This is a genomic window from Phytopseudomonas dryadis (genome assembly GCF_004327355.1).
Lineage (GTDB): Bacteria > Pseudomonadota > Gammaproteobacteria > Pseudomonadales > Pseudomonadaceae > Aquipseudomonas > Aquipseudomonas dryadis.
On sequence record NZ_QJUM01000017.1, the window covers coordinates 1 to 16,991 of the forward strand.

Below are 16,991 nucleotides of genomic sequence, written 5' to 3' on the forward strand. Positions count from 1 at the left end.
GCCGCGAACCTGTAGGAGTCGCGACCCCGCGGCGATTGGTGGCCATGACGCGGTTTTGCGGGATGGCCACGATGGCATCGCGCCGAGGTCGACGCTCCTGCCCGAACGATGATTGGCCGCGAACCTGTAGGAGTCGCGACCCCGCGGCGAATAGTGGCCGTGATGCGATTTTGTGAGATGGGCCAATTCTGTAGAGGCCACGACCTGCGGCGATGGCGAAGATGGTGTGAGTCAATGCGGCCGTGGCGCAGTCTGTTGCAGAGTACGGATGCCCGGCTTGGAGTCCAGCTCATGATCGCTCCCCAGTTGCTTGCGCCAAGCAGCCTGTTGGTGGGCTGGCTGCTGTATGCCGGCCTCCTGTCATGGGCGCTGTGGCGCGCGCCCTGGCTGGAACTGTTCAGTGATCTGCGTCGCCAGCACCTGATGTTCGGCACCGTGCTGGGGTTGTTCCTGCTGTGGCTGGTGCGCCGCGATTTCGATGTCGGTCTCTCCTATCATCTGCTCGGCATGACGGCGGTTACCTTGTTGCTCGATTGGCCACTGGCGCTGCTGGCCGGGTTCTGCGCACAGCTGGGGCTTCTGGCGCTGGGGCGTCAGGAGTGGATCGGGTTGGGCGCCAATGGTCTGCTGCTGGTGGCGATTCCCGTGGCGATTACCGAAGTCTGCGCGCTACGCGTCGAGCGAGCGCAGCCGGGTAACCTGTTCGTCTATATCTTTTTCTGTGGTTTCTTCCCGGCGGCCCTGGCCGGCTTGTCGTGTGCCGTGTTCGGTTTCGCCCTGCTCTGGCATGGCGGACTCTTCACGATGCCGCTCTGGGGCGCAGATTGGTTCGGCTATCTGTGGCTGATCCTGTTCCCGGAGGCCTTCGTCAACGGCATGCTGGTGACCGCGTTGGTGGTGTTCTGCCCGGAATGGCTGGAGACCTTCAATCGCAGCCGCTATCTCTCGGCGCCCTGGAAGGACGGGCAGGATCCGCCTTGAGAGCACATGCCCGGTCGCTACGGTATGAGAAGCTATCGGACAAACGAAACAAACGTCAGCGACACAGTCACCTGTCGATGCAGCGCTTTCTGCGCAGGATCAGTGCCGGCGTGGCGGCAGGTCGTCGGAGAACAGGTCGTCTTCCAGCGGGTTGCCGGGGATCGCATGTTCCTCGGCCGCCCAGGCGCCGAGGTCGATCAATTTGCAGCGCTCCGAGCAGAACGGGCGGCTCGGGCTTTGCGGGCCCCATTCCACGGGGGCGGCGCAGGTCGGGCAGGCAACGAGGGTCGGGGTGCTCATGGTTGGCCTCCTTTCAAGGTCAGATAAAAGGCATGCAGGTGTTCGACTTCAGCTTTCAGCCAGGCCAGGTCGCGGTCATTGACCAATACGTCATCGGCGTGGCGCAGCCGCTCCTCGCGTCTGGCCTGTGCGGCGAGGATCGCCTGCACCTGTTCGGCGGAGCTCTGGTCGCGCAGCATGGTGCGTTGCACCTGCAGGTGTTCCGGCGCATCGACCACCAGCACGCGCTGGGTCATGGCGTATTGGCCGGATTCGATCAGCAGCGGCGACACCAGAATCGAGTAGGGCGATTGCGCGCGCGTCAGGTACTGACTGATTTCCTGACCGATCAGAGGGTGCAGCAGGCTTTCCAGCCAGCGGCGCTCCTCGGCATTGGCAAACACTCGCGCGCGCAGGGCGGCACGGTTCAACTGGCCGTCCGCCTGCAGTACCTCCTCGCCAAAGTGCGCAACGATGGCCGCGAGAGCCGGGCGCCCGGGTTCGACGACCCAGCGTGCGGCATGGTCGGCATCCACCAGGTGCACGCCGAGGTCGACGAAGCACTGGGCGACAGCGCTCTTGCCGCTGCCGATGCCGCCTGTCAGGCCGAGCGTCCAGGGTTTCATGGTCTGCGTGTGGCCCACATATGCCGAAAACAGGAGTGCAATTGTAAAGGAGCGATCCGCTGCTGGCGAATGATGGCCGAGTGCAGGGGGCTGGCATGTAGGCTCGCTGGGCTTCGCGTAGAGACGGCTGTCGTGGGAGGCGCTTTAGCGGCGATTAATTGATGAGCTCGGCTAAGCCCTTCAAATAGCATCCCGTAGATACCGTCTTGCTCCTTGGCCTGCAAGAGCCCGTTCGGAGTCAGGGTTCACAAGTAGGAGCGTCGACCCCGGCGCGATACGATGGCGGCCATCCGACAAAATCCGTGGTGCGACCCGCAATCGCCGCGGGGCGCGGCTCCTACAGGGGCAGGGCAAGCCGATGTTTTGCGGGCCAAATGTATTGGGGATACTTACTTGAACCCGGCGAACTGCAGGTAGGTTCCGGTGATCCGCTCGCCCCAGAGCAAGGCGATCCAGCCGGCGATGGCGAGGTAGGGGCCGAATGGGATGGGTGTGCTGGTCTCGGCGTTGCGCAACCTGAGCATGATCACACCGAGCACCGCGCCGACCAGAGAGGACAGCAGAATGGTCAGCGGCAGCACCTGCCAGCCGCCCCAGGCGCCGAGCATGGCCAGCAGTTTGAAGTCGCCGTAGCCCATGCCTTCCTTGCCGGTGATCAGCTTGAACAGCCAGTACACCGACCATAGGCTCAGGTAGCCGGCGATGGCTCCCCAGAGGGCGTCCTCCAGGCTGGTGAACAGGCCGAGGCAATTGACGATCAGGCCCAGCCACAGCAGCGGCAGCACCAGGGCGTCCGGCAGCAATTGGTGGTCGGCATCGATCAGGCTCATCGCCAGCAGACCCCAGGTCAGCACCAGCATGCTCGCCGCCTGCCAGGTAAAGCCGAAATGCCAGGCGATATAGGCCGACAGCAGTCCACACGCCAGTTCGACCAGCGGGTAGCGCAGGCTGATCGGTGTCTTGCAACTGGCGCATTTACCGCGCAGCAACAGGTAGCTGAGCAGCGGGATATTTTCCCACGGGCGGATCTCGTGCTGGCACTGCGGGCAGGTGGAGTGGGGCAGCACCAGGTTGAAGGTCGCCCCGGCGGGTTCCGCGGGGAGCTCCAGTATTTCCCGTGCCTGGATACGCCAGTCGCGCTGCATCATCTTCGGCAGGCGGTAGATCAGCACGTTGAGAAAGCTGCCGACCAGCAAGCCGAGCAACAGTGCGCACAGAACTAGGGCCAGCGGTTGGCTGGCCAGGAAGTCGATAACGGGCATGGGATTAAACGACGGAGCCCAATTGGAAGATCGGCAGGTACATGGCGATGATCAGGCCACCGACCAGTACGCCGAGCACGGACATGATCAAGGGCTCCATCAGCGCGGTCAGGCCGTCCACGGCGTTATCGACCTCGGCCTCGTAGTAGCTGGCCACCTTGTCCAGCATCGAATCCAGGGCGCCGGATTCCTCGCCGATGGCGGTCATCTGAATGGCCATGGAGGGGAACACCTCCGTGGAACGCATGGAGAAGTTCAACTGCATGCCGCTGGTGACATCCTGCTTGACCTTGAGTACCGCATTTCTGAACACCACGTTACCGGTCGCACCGGCTACGGAGTCCAATGCTTCGACGAGTGGAACACCCGCCGCAAAGGTGGTCGCCAGGGTGCGGGCATAACGGGCGACCGAAGATTTATAGATGATATCGCCGACAATCGGAGCCTTGAGGGCGGCGCGATCCAGGCTGTTGCGAAACTTCTCCGAGCGCTGTTTGGCCTGGATAAAGGCATAACCTGCCCCCACTATGGCGATCAGGAAGATAAACCACCATTCCTGTAGCGCCTGGGATATGCCGATTACAAACAATGTGAAGGCTGGCAGCTCCGCGCCGAAATTGGCGAACACCGATTCGAACTGCGGGACGACCTTGATCAGCAAGATACAGGAGACGATCACCGCCACCACGATGACCGCGATCGGGTAGTTCATGGCCTTTCTGATCTTGGCTTTCAGCGCTTCGGTCTTTTCCTTGTAGGTCGCTACTCGGTCGAGCAGGTTTTCCAGGGCGCCCGCCTGTTCGCCGGCTTCCACCAGGTTGCAGAACAGGTCATCGAAGTATTCCGGCTTGGTACGCAATGCAGCGGCAAAGCTGTTACCGGCGGCGACGTGCTGCTTGAGCTCGTCTACCAGCTTGCGCATATTGGGGTTGTCGACGCCCTCGGCGATGATATCGAAGGACTGCAGCAAGGGCACGCCGGCCTTCATCATGGTCGCCATCTGCCGGGCAAAGAGGGCGATATCCATCGGCTTGATCTTCTTGCCGCCGCCGAACAGCGAGATGCCCTTTTTGCGCACCTTGGTCGGATTGATGCCCTGCTTGCGCAACTGGGCCTTGACCAGGGCTGGGTTCTGCCCGCTCAACTCGCCCTTGACCGAGGCGCCTTTCCGATCCTTACCTTCCCAGGTAAATACGCTGGTCTTTATCGCTTTGCTCGCCATGGTTAATCCTTGGTCACGCGGTTGACTTCCTCGAGGCTGGTCACGCCTTGCATGGCCTTCAGCAGGGCCGAGGTGCGCAGGTCGTTGAAGCCGTCTTTACGCATTTGCGTGGCAATGTCGATGGAGTTGCCTTCCTCCATGATAATCCGCTGCAGGTTCGCCGTGTTTTTAACCACTTCATAAATACCGACACGGCCCTTGTAACCGCCCTTGCAGTTTTCACAGCCCACCGGGCCGTAAAGCTTGAAGGTGCCGATCCGGTCTTCGGGAAACCCTTCCTCGAGCAGCGTTTCACGCGGGATCTGCACTTCCTTCTTGCAACTGTTGCACAGCTTGCGCGCCAGGCGCTGGGCGATGATCAGGTTGACCGAGGTGGCGATATTGAAGGAAGGCACACCCATATTGCGCAGGCGGGTCAGGGTTTCCGCCGCGCTGTTGGTGTGCAGGGTGGACATGACCATATGGCCGGTCTGCGCCGCCTTCACCGCAATGGAGGCGGTGTCCAGGTCGCGAATCTCGCCGACCATGATGATGTCCGGGTCCTGACGCAGAAAGGCACGCAGGGCCTGGGTAAAGTCCATGCCCTGCTTGGGGTTGACGTTGACCTGGTTGATGCCCTCCAGGTTGATCTCCACCGGGTCTTCGGCGGTGGAGATATTCACGTCCGGGGTGTTGAGGATATTCAGGCCAGTGTACAGGGACACGGTCTTGCCCGAGCCGGTGGGGCCGGTGACCAGGATCATCCCCTGGGGCTGCTTGAGCGCCGCCATATACAGGGCTTTCTGGTCTTCTTCGTAGCCGAGGGCGTCGATGCCCATCTGCGCGCTGGAGGGGTCGAGAATCCGCATCACGATCTTCTCGCCCCACAGGGTGGGCAGGGTATTGACGCGAAAGTCGATGGCCTTGGTCTTGGAGATTTTCATCTTGATGCGGCCATCCTGCGGCTTGCGCCGCTCGGAGATATCCAGCCCGGCCATGACTTTCAGGCGCGCGGCGATACGTGGCGCCAACTGAACCGGTGGGCGCGCCGTCTCGTGCAGAATGCCGTCGGTACGAAAGCGCACGCGGTAGGTCTTTTCATAGGGCTCGAAATGCAAGTCCGAGGAGCCGCCCTTGATCGCATCCAGCAGCATCTTGTTGACGAAGCGCACCACCGGAGCATCGTCGGCATCCTGGCCGCTGCCGTCGTTGATCGGGCCGTCGTCGCTGACTGCACCGGTTTCTATGCCATCGAGGTCGACATCGGCCAGATCTTCCATACCACTAGTAGTGGACTCGAAGAACTTGTCGATAGCCTCGCCGAGCTTGTCGTCCTCGACCAGCAGCGCCTCGGTGGACAGGCCGGTGCTGAACTGGATATCGGTGACCGCCTGGTGGTTGGACGGATCGGAAATGCCAACGAACAGCTTGTTGCCACGCCGCCATAGTGGCAGCACCCGGTGCTGGCGCACCAGTTTCTCGCTGACCAGATCCCTGGGCTGTGTTTCCTTGTCCAGGGCGCTCAGGTCGAAATAGGCCACACCGAATTGATCGGCCGCCAACTCGGCCAGGGCACGGCTTTTTACCAGCTTGTTCTGGGCGAGGTAGGTGACCAGCGACAGTTTATTGCGCTTGGCTTGCAGTTGCGCTTGCTGAGCGGCTTTCTCGTCCAGCAGCTCGGCCAGCACCACCTGCCTGGCCAGGCCGGAAAGGGGAATATTGTCGCTCATGGGCGCCTCGCTAAATGAATGGGGGCGTTATAGCGCAGTTGCCCCTGGCTGCCAAACGTGATGAGAACTGGTGACGGAAAATGTCACAAGGTGCGAAACAATGGAGGACGCCAGGGTGGGCGAGGCAGGCAATGGATGGCGGCTGTGGGCGGCGCTCCGCTATCTGGCTGTATAAAACCCACTGCAGGAGAGTTGGCATGCTTGCTGCTATGGCTACGGCAGGCTGTCTGCCTGACACTTAACCGATTGGAGAGTTATATGAAAGCTCAAATGCAAAAGGGTTTTACCCTCATCGAACTGATGATCGTTGTGGCGATCATCGGTATTCTGGCCGCTATCGCGTTGCCTGCGTACCAAGACTATACTGCTCGCGCTAAAGTTTCCGAAGTAGTTCTTGCCGCTTCTACCTGCCGAACTGCAATTTCTGAAGCATCACAAACCGGTTTTGCAGCCGCTCCTGCTGCTGCTGATAGCTTTGGTTGTGGTGAGGGTGGCACTGTTGCTGCTCCTATCTCTCAGTATGTTCAAAGTGTCAGTACTAGTACTGCCGGTGTAATTACTATCACTGCTCGTAATATTTCGCAGTTGGGTAGTAACACGGTTCTGCAGCTTGTTCCGTATAGCGATGCCACACTTGCTACAGCATCTGTTGCGGCGGATTTTGCTAGTGCAAGCATCAAGCCTGTTCGTGGCTGGAAGTGTGAAGCAGCTAGCACTAATGGTATTGAAGACAAGTACCTTCCTGCTAGCTGCCGTTAAATTGTATTGTGGTATGGGTGGCTCACCTATAACTGCATAATTAGCATGGTAAGACGTATCGATAGAATCGCCGAAGGCGCTTCCGTCGTTTACCGCTAATCTGCTGCTTCCGATGTTGCAACCAACGCCCCGCCCTCGTGCGGGGCGTTGTGCTGTCTTGGGTTTGCGTTTTGGCGGCTATCGATTGGCGGATTACGCCTGCGGCTAGGCTGCGCGTCCTGATACGCCTTAGGGCATGGCTGGAACTGCGTAATCTGTAGGCACCGTTCTTCTACCGAATTCACCGCCGCATGTGAGCAGTTCGCCATCGGACATGGCGTTTTGTCGTGTTGTTATCTACGACATGCCGTTGATATCTGGCAATCTCCAGCCCCGACGCTCTCTGTTTGGCCCATCATCGATAGGGGATTTTCATGTTATCGCTTGCACGGATGTTTTCCAGCGGCCTGCTGCTGGCCCTGGTCGCCGCCAATGCAGCCGCGGCTGACATGGACGAGATTTTCCGCTCGGAGATAGCGACGGCGACGGAGCGATTCCCGTCGAGGAAGCCCGGGCCGCAGCGCCTGCCGTTTCCTGCCCAGCCCGTTGATGGTCGCTGAGGTCGGTTCAGAAGCGCTGCCAGCAACTCCACGCATTGGCTTCCTGTTTGTCCTCTGTCGACAGCGGCTTTCCTTTACCTGCCTTACCGGGTTAGGCTCGTGCAATCAGCACAACTACGCAGCAACAACCGCCGACCATGAGGCGAACTGATGAACCTGCAAAAGATCGAAGCCGAGGCCCTTCACTTGTCGAAAGGGGAGCGCACGATTCTACTGCAAAAACTATTGCTCAGCCTGGACTCGCCGCCAGCGGAAGAGCTGCGTAAGGACTGGCTGGCAGAAGCTGCGTTGCGTGCGCAAGAGCTGGATAATCACAAGGTCAGAGCGGTTCCAGGGCACCAAGTGCTCGAAAAGGCCCGAACACTGCTGAAATAACCTATGAGTTCCATCCAACCGCCGAGGCTGAGTTCTCGAGTCAGTCGGGTTTTATGAGTCCAGGGGGCGAGGGCTCGGTGCCGCATTCATTGCAGAATTTGAGCTTGTCATCGAGCTGATCTGCGATAGCCCAAAAAAAACCGGTGGTTCATGGGCTCGATATCCGCAGTGCGGTCTTGCACAAATTTCCCTTTCATGTGATCTATCGCGAGCAACACTCAGCGATTCAGATACTGGCCGTAGCCCATCAGCGCCGCAGACCACAATACTGGATGTGGTAGACGCTAACTACTCATATTGTTCCGTCATTGCTGCAGCGCGGTAAGACGGATTCATATCCGTAAGATGGATCGGGGCGCGTAGCCTAGCCGAAGGCGTAATCCGTCGTTTACCGCGAACCTGCTGTATCCGTTGATATACCAGAGCGCCTCGCCTTCGTGCGGGGAGTTTTGCTGTCTGGGGTTTTGCGTTGTTGCGAATCTTGCGGCGGATTACGCGCCCTACAGGTGTGGTGTCGTTTGCCGCGCACCTCTAGTAGCCCCGCCTGCGGGAGCTAGCCGTTCTGTCGCTGCCAGCGTTCCGGATTTTGCCGTGTGTGCAGGCATGCCGCAATCACTATGGCGTCGGGCTCGATGCTATAGATCAGGGCGTAGGGAAAGCGACGCAGTAATGCCCGGCGGGCCGTGTCGAAAACGACCTGGTAATATTCCGGGTTGCGTTCGATGCTTGCCAGGCTCGCCTCCACTGCTCGCATGAAGTCGCTACCAAGCCCGGGAGCGCAAGCCTCGTACCAGTCGATTGCCGCTTCGAGTTCCGCCTCGACCTCGGGTCGTAGCCGGATACCCCTTTTCATCCCAGGCGGGCCCATAAGCGGCTGCGAATGCTTTCCCAGTCCTGCGCGTCGCCAGGCTTGTCACGGTAGGCGTCGAGGCGTCGCTGTACTTCCTCGCGTTGCTGTGCCGAGAGAGGCGGGGCGTTGTCGGGCTGCGCAGCCACGCTGTCCCAAAGATCCTCTGCCAGTTGTATGCGTTCGGCAGGGGAGAGCTTGAGCAATTCACTGGTAAAGGTGGCAGCGGTAGAGGAAACGCCGGACATGATTTCGATTCCCAGGATTCGTTAGCCTGACTCTTATGCTAGCACGGTGTCCTGGTCTGGGGGATTTGGTCAATGAGCCCGCTGCAATCATCGCGGTAAGACTGATTCATATCCGTAAGATGGATCGGGGCGCGTAGCCTAGCCGAAGGCGTAATCCGTCGTTTACCGCGACCTGGGGCTGCATCCGCTGATATGCCTGAGCGCCTCGCCTCGTGAACTGCACCCCAAAAGTTGGACGCCGATCCAATCTCTGGGGTTTGTGTCGTACCGGTTTCGTGTAGTGGATCACACCTGCGGCTGGGCTGCATGCCTCGATAAGCCTTAGGGTATGGCTGGAGCTGTGTAATCTTCAGGCACCGGGCGCACGTGAGCAATTCTTCATCGAGCATGGAGTTTTGTCGTGTTGTTATCTACGACATGCCGTTGATATCTGGCAATCTCCAGTACCAACGCTATCTTCTTGGCCCATCATCGATAGGGGATTTTTATGTTATCGCTTGCACGGATGTTTTCCGGCGGCCTGCTGCTGGCCCTGGTAGCCGCCAATGCGGCAGCGGCTGACATAGAGGAGATTTTCCGCTCGGAGGATAGCGACGGCGACGGAGCGATTTCCGTCGAGGAAGCCCGGGCCGCAGCGCCCGCCACCTTCCGTACCATTGACCGGGATGGTAATGGGATGGTCGATGTGGAGGAGATCGCTGCCTACACGGTTGCCGAGAGCGGCCCCGATATGGTGTGGCCGGCCGAGGTGTTGGCTTCGGTGGCGCAGAAGACGCTGGAGTATTGGGATGGCAATGGCGATGGAAAGGTGACCGAAGAAGAGTATGTGGAGGCTTCGGTCGCCTTGATGCTGTTGGCCGATACGGATGGTGATCGTCGAGTGGCCCGTGAGGAGCTGCAGCGGTTTCGGGGTGAGGCGGTAACGCCCTGAGAGAATCTGCGCAGTGACGAGGCAGGCTGCTCCTGGTCAAGCGCGCCTGGAGCATCCTTCGACCAACGCCTTGCCTTGCCCGGGGCGTTGTGCTGTTTGGGATTTGTGCCGGTGTCGAAGTCGTTCGGCGGATTACGCCTACGGTCAATACGTCCTACGGATCGATTGCGGCAGGGCGCTTACCCTGCCACATCGCGATAGCGCAGACTCTCTGCACCTGCACTGCGCAGGATCACGCAAAAACGACTTCTACTCGTCCTGCTTTGCGTGTGCGTGGTGCTTGTTTCACCACTATCTGGACATCACGGCCGAGGCGTGACAGGCAATCCATCATCCGGGCTTCACTGATGCCTCTGAATTTTCCGCGCAGTATGTCGGAAACCTTTGGCTGGGAAAGACCCAGGATTTCGGCGGCTTCGACCTGGGTCAGGTGGCGGGCTTTAATGATGCTGCCAATTTTTGCAGCCAACTGCGCTTTGACTTGCATCTCGTTGGCATCTGCTCTGCCAAGATCGGCGTAAACGTTTCCGGTGCCAGCTTCGATTTCGATCATGTCTTTAAGCCCTTTGCATGTTCTTGCGCATCTCTCAGCCTGGATTTGATCAGGTCGAGGTCGTGCTTTGGAGTCTCTATGCCTTTGGTTGATTTTTTCTGAAAGCAATGCAGGGCATAGACGACTGCTCCGAGCTTGACGGTGTAGACGGCTCGATAAGTATCGCCATCGTAGTCCTCGACAACCTCCAGTACTCCAGCGCCCGAAAAGCCTTTCATTGGTTTCGCCTGGGAATGCTTGTGACCCTCCTGAGCCAGGTGGAGGGCAAAACCGAATATGTCCTGTACCTCGTCGGGCATATCCAAGAGATCCTTTTTGCTGCTACCCACCCAGTGCAAGGGCTTCATTCCAATGCTCGCTCCATGAGATGGCTGGATGTTAATTTATACCAATATGGATATATTGCAAGGCGCAGTAAGATTGATTGTAGAGGGGGAGGGGCGCAAGCCACGTACCAGTCGATTTCTGCTTCGAGTTCCGCCTAGACCTCGGGTCGTAGCCGGCTGCACCCAACGCCCCGACTCGTGCGGGGCGTTGGGCTGTTCGGGATTTGTGCTGGCGTCGGTGTCGTTCGGCGGATCAGGTCTTCGGCCAATACGTCCTACGGATTGATCGCGGCAAGCACGCTGCCGGTCTGCGGTCTATGCTTGCTCCTTTCACATGGAAAGGGTGGCAAGGATGCCGAACTACCGTCGTGTTCATACGCCAGGGTCGACCTGGTTCTTTACCGCCGCGTTGCTGCGGCGTCGCGATAATGACCTGTTGGTGAGGCATGTCGAGGTGCTGCGCGATGCGGTACTGCGGGTGCAGCGCCTGCATCCGTTCGTGATCGATGCCTGGGTGGTGCTGCCCGAGCACATGCACTGCGTGTGGACGCTGCCGCCGGGGGATAGCGCCCGGCCACTGCGCTGGCGCCTGCTCAAGACATTCTTCTGCCGCGCCCTGCCGCCTGCCGAATACCGTGCGATGGTGCACCTGCCGCGAGGTCAGCGCGGTATCTGGCAGCGTGGCTATTGCGAGCATCTGATCCGCAATGAAGAGGATTTCCGCTGGCATGTCGATTATGTGCACCTCAACCCGCTCAAGCATGGGCTGGTGCGCCAGGCGCGGGATTGGCCTCACTCGAGTGTTCACCGTGACGTGCGTGCCGGGTGGTCTCCACTGGAACGGGCGAGCCGTTCCGAGCTCGAGGTTGCAGGGGATGCGTGAGAGGTTGCCGTTTCTTGCGTGCCTTGCTGAGCCTCCGCGCCTCTGTTTAGTAATGGACGCTGCGTGGTGGCTTACACTGTTTCCCGATCACTGGAGCCATTGACGACCAAACAGGCATTGCTTCCAGAGCTTTCATCGCGATATGTGGCATGAGTGCCAGGGAGAACGCGTCATGAGTATCGAATACGGCCAGCGCCCTTTGCGGGTCACCCTGACTGCCTGGGTGGTGCTGGTGCTGGGTGTGCTGATGGTTGCCGGCGGTGGCTATCTCGCCATGCTGGGCGGCTCCTGGTATTACCTGGCGATCGGCATGGGGCTGCTGCTGGTGGCGGGGTTGCTGTTCGCTCGGCGCCGGGCAGCGATCGGGTTGTACGGGGTGCTGTTACTGGCGACGCTGGCCTGGACGGTCTACGAGGTGCGTTTCGATTGGTGGCAACTGGCACCGCGTATAGACCTGTGGTGCATTCTCGGCCTCTGGCTGATGCTGCCGTTCGTCAATCGCCATGTGAGCGCTGGCGGAGGCTGGCGTGACGGTGCCAGTGCTCTGCTGGGGCTCGGCGTGCTGGCCGGGGCGCTGATGGCAGTCTATTCCCTGACGCAGGACTACCATTCCCTGACGGGCGAGTTCAGCGATGCGCAGATGCAACCGTCGCCTCTGGAGCAGGCGCCGCGTTCGCCGCATGAGTGGCCTGCCTACGGCGGTTCCGAGCGGGGCGATCGTTATTCGAGCGCCGATCAGATAAACCCGGGCAACGCCGGCCAGCTGGAAAAGGCCTGGGAGTACCACACGGGCGATTTGCCGGGGCCGAACGATCCTCACGAGCTGACCAACCAGGTCACGCCTCTGAAGGTCGGCGATAGACTGTTCATCTGTACGCCACATAGCGTTGCGATCGCCCTGGATGCCGACACGGGGCAGGAGCTCTGGCGCTTCGATCCCTCTATCAACCGCGATGCCAGGCATTACCAGCATATGACCTGCCGCGGCCTTGCCTATCACGACGGCCCGCGCTATGCCGGAGCGGCTGCTTCTGCAGGTCAGTCGGATCGGCCTGCGGCACGTTGCGCGCGCCGTCTGTTCCTGCCTACCAATGACGCGACCCTGATCGCGCTGGATCCTGGCGATGGCAAGTTGTGCGAGGATTTTGGCCGTGACGGGACGGTCGACCTGAAGGTCGGATTGGGGGACGACGCGCTGGGCGTGTACCTGCCAACCTCGCCCCCCGTGGTCACCGAAAAACTGGTGATCGTGGGCGGTTCCATCACCGACAACGGTTCGGTGGATTCGCCGGGCGGTGTCATCCGCGCCTATGACGTACGAACCGGTCGGCTGGTCTGGAATTTCGATCCGGGCAACCCGGAGGCCACCGAGCCGTTGCCGTCGGGTGCAACCTATGTGCGCAGCACACCCAACTCCTGGACGATCGCCACGGCGGATGAAGCGCTGGGCCTGGTCTATATCCCCACCGGTAACCAGACCCCGGATCAGTGGGCGACTCCCCGCACCGAGCTGGCCGAGCGCTTCACCGCCAGTCTGGTCGCCCTGGATCTGGCCAGCGGCCAGGTTCGCTGGGAGTTTCAGACCGTGCACCATGACCTCTGGGATCGTGACTTGCCTTCACAGCCGACCCTGGTGGATATCGACCGGCCCGAAGGCAGGGTGCCCGCCATCATCCAGCCGACCAAGCGGGGTGACCTCTATGTCCTCGACCGGCGCACCGGCGAGCCCATCGTGCCCGTCGAAGAGGTCGCGGTACCGCAAGGTACCGATTATGGCGAGCACACCGCGCCGACCCAGCCGGCATCGGCGCTCAGTTACGCGCCAGCGCAGCCCTTGCGCGAGCGGGACATGTGGGGTGGCACGCCGCTGGATCAGATGATGTGCCGTATCCAGTTCCGCAAGCTGCGCTATGAGGGTGACTTCACGCCGCCTTCCCTGCAAGGCTCGTTGATCTACCCGGGTAACGTGGGCACCTTCAACTGGCCGTCCGTGGCGGTCGATCCGAACCGTCAACTGCTGTTCGGGGCGCCCAACTACCTGGCGTTCATCTCGCAGATGGTCAAGCGCAGCGAGGTGAACGCCGAGGCGCGCAGCGGTGGCGGCGAAACCGGCTTGCAGCCCAACCTCGGGGCGCCGTATCTGGTTCGCCTGGAGCCGTTCCTGTCGGCGCTTGGCTTGCCCTGCCAGGCGCCGCCCTGGGGCTACGTGACGGCGGTCGACCTGCGCACCATGAAGAAAGTCTGGATGCACAAGAACGGTACCAGTCGCGACAGTGCCCCGCTGGGCTTGCCGTTCACGGTCGGCACGCCGGCGCTGGGTGGGCCGGTGGTGACCGCGGGTGGCGTGGCATTCATGAGCGGCTCTCTGGACTATTACCTGCGTGCCTATGACCTGCAGACCGGCAAGGAGCTCTGGAAGGGGCGTCTGCCAGCTGGCGGGCAGGCCACGCCCATGACCTATGTCTCGGAGAAGTCCGGCAAACAGTTCGTCGTGCAGATGGCCGGCGGGCATGGCTCGTTCGGCACCACAATCGGTGACTCGGTAACGGCCTGGACGTTGGCGGAGGATAAGCAGTAAGCGACGGGGAGGTTCGCAGGGGCCGTGCGTATCGCTGGCGCTCCTTTCATCCCATATCGCGGCCCAAAGGTGGATGGATGAAGCGCTGGCTACGGGCCCCGATCCACCCTGCGTTATGGCTCGCGAGATCAAGGGTCGCCTGACAGGATGCTACAAGGCGGTAGCGGACGAACGTAGGATGGGTGAAAACCACCAATTGCCATGGGTTTCACCCATCCTACGGGCTATCAGATAGATATTTCCTGGTGGGCAGTAAGGCAGAAGCGGATGGTCGTAGGGTGGACGACGCTTGCCTACGCGGCCCGACCCGTCCACCTCTCCGCAATCGCAGTGGTGGACAAAAAGAGCGTTGTCCACCCTACGTCCGCTTGCGCCTCTTTGCAGCCCGTAGGATGGGTGAAACCCATCAATTGCCGATGGGTTGCACCCATCCTACGAACTGTTCGGGGTTGTGCGACGGATTACGCCTGCGGCTAATACGCCCTACGAATCTGAGCTCACGCGCAAAAAAGAACCGGCCTTTCGTGGGCCGGTTCTCGTTTATCTCGCCGATAGATCTGCGCTGATCAATGATGCTCGCGGGTGGCGCGGAATTTCACATCCGGCCAGCGTTCTTCCATCAGTGCCAGGTTGACCCGGGTCGGCGCCAGGTAGGTGAGGTGGCCGCCGCCGTCGAGGGCGAGGTTTTCCACGGCCTTGTTGGAAAACTCCTCCAGCTTCTTCCTGTCGTCGCATTCGATCCAGCGCGCCGACCAGACGGTGATCGGTTCGTAGGCGCACTCGACCTTGTATTCCTCTTTCAGGCGGCTGGCGACCACGTCGAACTGCAGCACACCGACGGCGCCGAGGATGATGTCGTTGCTGCGCTCGGGGAAGAACACCTGGGTGGCGCCTTCTTCGGCGAGTTGCTGCAGGCCCTGGCGCAGTTGCTTGGACTTGAGCGGATCCTTCAGGCGCACGCGGCGGAACAGTTCCGGGGCGAAGTGGGGGATGCCGGTGAAGCCGAGGTTCTCGCCTTCGCTGAAGGTATCGCCGATCTGGATGGTGCCGTGGTTGTGCAGGCCGATGATATCGCCGGCGAACGCCTCTTCCAGTTGCTCGCGCTCGCTGGAGAAGAAGGTCAGGGCGTCGCCGATGCGCACGTCCTTGCCGGTGCGCACATGGCGCATCTTCATGCCTTTCTCGTACTTGCCCGAGCAGATGCGCATGAAGGCGATCCTGTCCCGGTGCTTGGGGTCCATGTTCGCCTGGATCTTGAAGATGAAGCCGCTGAACTTCTCTTCCTCCGGCTCCACGGTGCGCTCGTGGGCGACCCGGGCCAGCGGGCGAGGGGCCCAGTCGACCACGGCGTCGAGCACATGGTCGACGCCGAAGTTGCCCAGGGCGGTGCCGAAGAACACCGGGGTCAGCTGGCCGCTGATGAACTCGTCCTGATCGAAGCCGTGGCAGGCGCCCTGCACCAGTTCCAGTTGTTCGAGGAAGCGTTCGTATTCGTCGCCCAGGTGGGCGCGGGCCTCGTCGGAGTCGAGTTTCTCGATGATCCGGGTTTCGGTGCGCTCGTGGCCGTGGCCGGGGGTGTAGACGATGATGTAGTCGCCTTCGAGGTGGTACACGCCCTTGAAGTCGCGGTAGCAGCCGATCGGCCAGGTGATCGGCGCGGCCTTGATCTTCAGCACCGCCTCGATCTCGTCGAGCAGCTCGATGGGGTCGCGGATGTCGCGGTCGAGCTTGTTGACGAAACTGACGATGGGCGTGTCGCGCAGGCGGCAGACGTCCATCAGGGCGATGGTGCGCGGCTCGACGCCTTTACCGCCGTCGAGCACCATCAGCGCGCTGTCCACCGCGGTCAGGGTGCGGTAGGTGTCTTCGGAGAAGTCTTCGTGGCCGGGGGTGTCGAGCAGGTTGATCATGTGTTCGCGGTAGGGGAACTGCATCACCGAGGTGGTGATGGAGATGCCCCGCTGCTTTTCCATTTCCATCCAGTCGGAGGTCGCATGGCGGTCGGACTTGCGCGACTTGACCGTGCCGGCCACGGCGATCGCCTTGCCCATCAGCAGCAGCTTCTCGGTAATGGTGGTCTTACCGGCATCGGGGTGGGAGATGATGGCGAAGGTTCGGCGCTTGGCGACTTCGGCGGCCTGAGTGGTCATGGGTACGTGCCTGCTTGAAAGCGGTGGCGGGCGATCTAGGCCCGGAAAAACGCGCGATTATAGCAGGCTGTTGAAAAACTACCTGCGTTGCCAGCGCGGCGTTAAAAACAGGCTGGATCGCCAGCCCGGTCAAAGTGCACGGCGCTGGCGGCGGCTTGCTCTGCGCGTTGCTGCGCTGTCGGATAGGATTGCCCCCAGGGTTCTTTCAACGAGGTGATTCATGGCACTTTTTCGGCGCGCCCGCGCAATGCTTCTGCTGTGGGCGTGCGGCGCCCTGCCGGTGACCGCCCTGGCGGACACTGCCGCGTGCAGGGTGAGCTTCGATCAGGGGCGCTCCCTGCGCATGCCGCTGGCCGCCACGGCCGACGAGCGCGCGCTCGGCTTGTCCGGCCGCGACGACATCGGACCCGGCATGCTCTTCGCCTGGAAGGACTCCGCCGTGCGGGAGCTGTGGATGAAGGACACGCGGGTGCCCCTGTCGGCGGCCTTCATCGACGCTGACGGGGTGGTGCGGCGCCTGGTCGACATGCAGCCCTACAGCCTCCAGCGGCACAGTTCGATCGAGCCGATTCGCTACATCGTCGAACTGGCCAAGGGCGATTTCGCGCGGCTCGGGGTGACGGTCGGCAGCCGCGTGGGGATCGATTGTCCTGGCTGATGGGC

At 61.0% G+C, this 16,991-nt stretch carries 18 protein-coding genes; 8 read left to right on the plus strand and 10 right to left on the minus strand.

Annotation, left to right across the window (positions count from 1 at the left end; all coding sequences use genetic code 11):
- Positions 1-291 precede the first annotated feature (291 nt).
- A complete protein-coding gene (locus DNK34_RS14995; RefSeq protein ID WP_131175951.1) occupies positions 292-981 on the plus strand; it encodes an energy-coupling factor ABC transporter permease in 690 nt (229 codons plus the stop codon).
- Between the two features lie 99 nt (positions 982-1,080).
- On the opposite strand, the gene yacG is transcribed toward DNK34_RS14995, so the two are convergent.
- The 5 genes from yacG to pilB all read right to left on the minus strand — a co-directional run bounded on the left by yacG (position 1,081) and on the right by pilB (position 6,079).
- A complete protein-coding gene (gene yacG / locus DNK34_RS15000; protein WP_131175950.1) occupies positions 1,081-1,281 on the minus strand; it encodes a DNA gyrase inhibitor YacG in 201 nt (66 codons plus the stop codon).
- Positions 1,278-1,886, minus strand: a complete 609-nt coding sequence (gene coaE / locus DNK34_RS15005; protein WP_131175949.1) for a dephospho-CoA kinase — start codon at positions 1,884-1,886, stop codon at positions 1,278-1,280. Before coaE ends, yacG begins: the two co-directional genes overlap by 4 nt.
- A 389-nt stretch (positions 1,887-2,275) precedes the next feature.
- Complete coding sequence (locus DNK34_RS15010; protein ID WP_131175948.1) at positions 2,276-3,148, minus strand: prepilin peptidase; 873 nt, start codon at positions 3,146-3,148, stop codon at positions 2,276-2,278.
- A gap of 4 nt (positions 3,149-3,152) precedes the next feature.
- A complete protein-coding gene (locus tag DNK34_RS15015; protein ID WP_131175947.1) occupies positions 3,153-4,370 on the minus strand; it encodes a type II secretion system F family protein in 1,218 nt (405 codons plus the stop codon).
- A 2-nt stretch (positions 4,371-4,372) separates the two neighbouring features.
- Positions 4,373-6,079 carry a type IV-A pilus assembly ATPase PilB gene (pilB, locus tag DNK34_RS15020; protein ID WP_131175946.1) on the minus strand — a complete coding sequence of 569 codons (1,707 nt, stop codon included), beginning with the start codon at positions 6,077-6,079 and terminating at the stop codon, positions 4,373-4,375.
- 258 nt (positions 6,080-6,337) lie between these two features.
- Here pilB and DNK34_RS15025 point away from each other — a divergent pair, with 258 nt between their 5' ends.
- The 3 genes from DNK34_RS15025 (at position 6,338) to DNK34_RS15035 (ending at position 7,812) form a co-directional block, all read left to right on the plus strand.
- On the plus strand, positions 6,338-6,838 hold the full coding sequence (locus tag DNK34_RS15025; RefSeq protein ID WP_131175945.1) for a pilin: 501 nt from the start codon (positions 6,338-6,340) through the stop codon (positions 6,836-6,838).
- A 413-nt stretch (positions 6,839-7,251) separates the two neighbouring features.
- Entirely contained in the window at positions 7,252-7,437 is a 186-nt protein-coding gene (locus DNK34_RS15030) for a hypothetical protein (protein ID WP_131175944.1), read from the plus strand.
- A gap of 150 nt (positions 7,438-7,587) precedes the next feature.
- Positions 7,588-7,812, plus strand: a complete 225-nt coding sequence (locus DNK34_RS15035; protein ID WP_131175943.1) for an addiction module protein — start codon at positions 7,588-7,590, stop codon at positions 7,810-7,812.
- Between the two features lie 553 nt (positions 7,813-8,365).
- Here DNK34_RS15035 and DNK34_RS15040 read toward each other — a convergent pair.
- Both DNK34_RS15040 and DNK34_RS15045 read right to left on the minus strand, forming a co-directional pair.
- Entirely contained in the window at positions 8,366-8,665 is a 300-nt protein-coding gene (locus DNK34_RS15040) for a type II toxin-antitoxin system RelE/ParE family toxin (RefSeq protein ID WP_165497317.1), read from the minus strand.
- Positions 8,662-8,907, minus strand: a complete 246-nt coding sequence (locus tag DNK34_RS15045) for an addiction module protein (protein WP_131175941.1) — start codon at positions 8,905-8,907, stop codon at positions 8,662-8,664. Before DNK34_RS15045 ends, DNK34_RS15040 begins: the two co-directional genes overlap by 4 nt.
- Before the next feature lie 487 nt (positions 8,908-9,394).
- Here DNK34_RS15045 and DNK34_RS15050 point away from each other — a divergent pair, with 487 nt between their 5' ends.
- Positions 9,395-9,838, plus strand: coding sequence for an EF-hand domain-containing protein (locus DNK34_RS15050; protein WP_131175940.1), 444 nt, complete (start codon positions 9,395-9,397; stop codon positions 9,836-9,838).
- Positions 9,839-10,070: 232 nt separating this feature from the next.
- Here the strand turns inward: DNK34_RS15050 and DNK34_RS15055 are convergent, their stop codons facing one another.
- Positions 10,071-10,391, minus strand: coding sequence for a helix-turn-helix domain-containing protein (locus tag DNK34_RS15055; protein ID WP_131175939.1), 321 nt, complete (start codon positions 10,389-10,391; stop codon positions 10,071-10,073).
- Positions 10,388-10,738 (minus strand): type II toxin-antitoxin system RelE/ParE family toxin, encoded by a 351-nt coding sequence (locus DNK34_RS15060; RefSeq protein WP_278248878.1) that lies wholly within the window; start codon positions 10,736-10,738, stop codon positions 10,388-10,390. The genes DNK34_RS15055 and DNK34_RS15060 overlap by 4 nt, the downstream gene beginning before the upstream one ends.
- A gap of 331 nt (positions 10,739-11,069) precedes the next feature.
- Between DNK34_RS15060 and DNK34_RS15065 the strand changes: the two genes are divergently transcribed.
- Positions 11,070-11,600, plus strand: a complete 531-nt coding sequence (locus tag DNK34_RS15065; protein WP_131175938.1) for an REP-associated tyrosine transposase — start codon at positions 11,070-11,072, stop codon at positions 11,598-11,600.
- Positions 11,601-11,772: 172 nt separating this feature from the next.
- The gene (locus DNK34_RS15070) at positions 11,773-14,178 is read left to right on the plus strand and encodes a glucose/quinate/shikimate family membrane-bound PQQ-dependent dehydrogenase (protein ID WP_131175937.1); all 2,406 of its coding nucleotides are present in this window, start codon (positions 11,773-11,775) and stop codon (positions 14,176-14,178) included.
- Positions 14,179-14,744: 566 nt separating this feature from the next.
- Here the strand turns inward: DNK34_RS15070 and DNK34_RS15075 are convergent.
- Complete coding sequence (locus DNK34_RS15075; RefSeq protein WP_131175936.1) at positions 14,745-16,328, minus strand: peptide chain release factor 3; 1,584 nt, start codon at positions 16,326-16,328, stop codon at positions 14,745-14,747.
- A 220-nt stretch (positions 16,329-16,548) separates the two neighbouring features.
- Here DNK34_RS15075 and DNK34_RS15080 point away from each other — a divergent pair, with 220 nt between their 5' ends.
- On the plus strand, positions 16,549-16,986 hold the full coding sequence (locus DNK34_RS15080; protein ID WP_131175935.1) for a DUF192 domain-containing protein: 438 nt from the start codon (positions 16,549-16,551) through the stop codon (positions 16,984-16,986).
- Positions 16,987-16,991 lie beyond the last annotated feature (5 nt).

Excerpts from the sequence above, each read along its gene's own strand:
- DNK34_RS14995 (WP_131175951.1), top strand. The coding sequence starts at position 292 with ATGATCGCTCCCCAGTTGCTTGCGCCAAGCAGCCTGTTGGTGGGCTGG.
- yacG (WP_131175950.1), bottom strand. The coding sequence starts at position 1,281 with ATGAGCACCCCGACCCTCGTTGCCTGCCCGACCTGCGCCGCCCCCGTG.
- coaE (WP_131175949.1), bottom strand. The coding sequence starts at position 1,886 with ATGAAACCCTGGACGCTCGGCCTGACAGGCGGCATCGGCAGCGGCAAG.
- DNK34_RS15010 (WP_131175948.1), bottom strand. The coding sequence starts at position 3,148 with ATGCCCGTTATCGACTTCCTGGCCAGCCAACCGCTGGCCCTAGTTCTG.
- DNK34_RS15015 (WP_131175947.1), bottom strand. The coding sequence starts at position 4,370 with ATGGCGAGCAAAGCGATAAAGACCAGCGTATTTACCTGGGAAGGTAAG.
- pilB (WP_131175946.1), bottom strand. The coding sequence starts at position 6,079 with ATGAGCGACAATATTCCCCTTTCCGGCCTGGCCAGGCAGGTGGTGCTG.
- DNK34_RS15025 (WP_131175945.1), top strand. The coding sequence starts at position 6,338 with ATGAAAGCTCAAATGCAAAAGGGTTTTACCCTCATCGAACTGATGATC.
- DNK34_RS15030 (WP_131175944.1), top strand. The coding sequence starts at position 7,252 with ATGTTATCGCTTGCACGGATGTTTTCCAGCGGCCTGCTGCTGGCCCTG.
- DNK34_RS15035 (WP_131175943.1), top strand. The coding sequence starts at position 7,588 with ATGAACCTGCAAAAGATCGAAGCCGAGGCCCTTCACTTGTCGAAAGGG.
- DNK34_RS15040 (WP_165497317.1), bottom strand. The coding sequence starts at position 8,665 with ATGAAAAGGGGTATCCGGCTACGACCCGAGGTCGAGGCGGAACTCGAA.
- DNK34_RS15045 (WP_131175941.1), bottom strand. The coding sequence starts at position 8,907 with ATGTCCGGCGTTTCCTCTACCGCTGCCACCTTTACCAGTGAATTGCTC.
- DNK34_RS15050 (WP_131175940.1), top strand. The coding sequence starts at position 9,395 with ATGTTATCGCTTGCACGGATGTTTTCCGGCGGCCTGCTGCTGGCCCTG.
- DNK34_RS15055 (WP_131175939.1), bottom strand. The coding sequence starts at position 10,391 with ATGATCGAAATCGAAGCTGGCACCGGAAACGTTTACGCCGATCTTGGC.
- DNK34_RS15060 (WP_278248878.1), bottom strand. The coding sequence starts at position 10,738 with ATGAAGCCCTTGCACTGGGTGGGTAGCAGCAAAAAGGATCTCTTGGAT.
- DNK34_RS15065 (WP_131175938.1), top strand. The coding sequence starts at position 11,070 with ATGCCGAACTACCGTCGTGTTCATACGCCAGGGTCGACCTGGTTCTTT.
- DNK34_RS15070 (WP_131175937.1), top strand. The coding sequence starts at position 11,773 with ATGAGTATCGAATACGGCCAGCGCCCTTTGCGGGTCACCCTGACTGCC.
- DNK34_RS15075 (WP_131175936.1), bottom strand. The coding sequence starts at position 16,328 with ATGACCACTCAGGCCGCCGAAGTCGCCAAGCGCCGAACCTTCGCCATC.
- DNK34_RS15080 (WP_131175935.1), top strand. The coding sequence starts at position 16,549 with ATGGCACTTTTTCGGCGCGCCCGCGCAATGCTTCTGCTGTGGGCGTGC.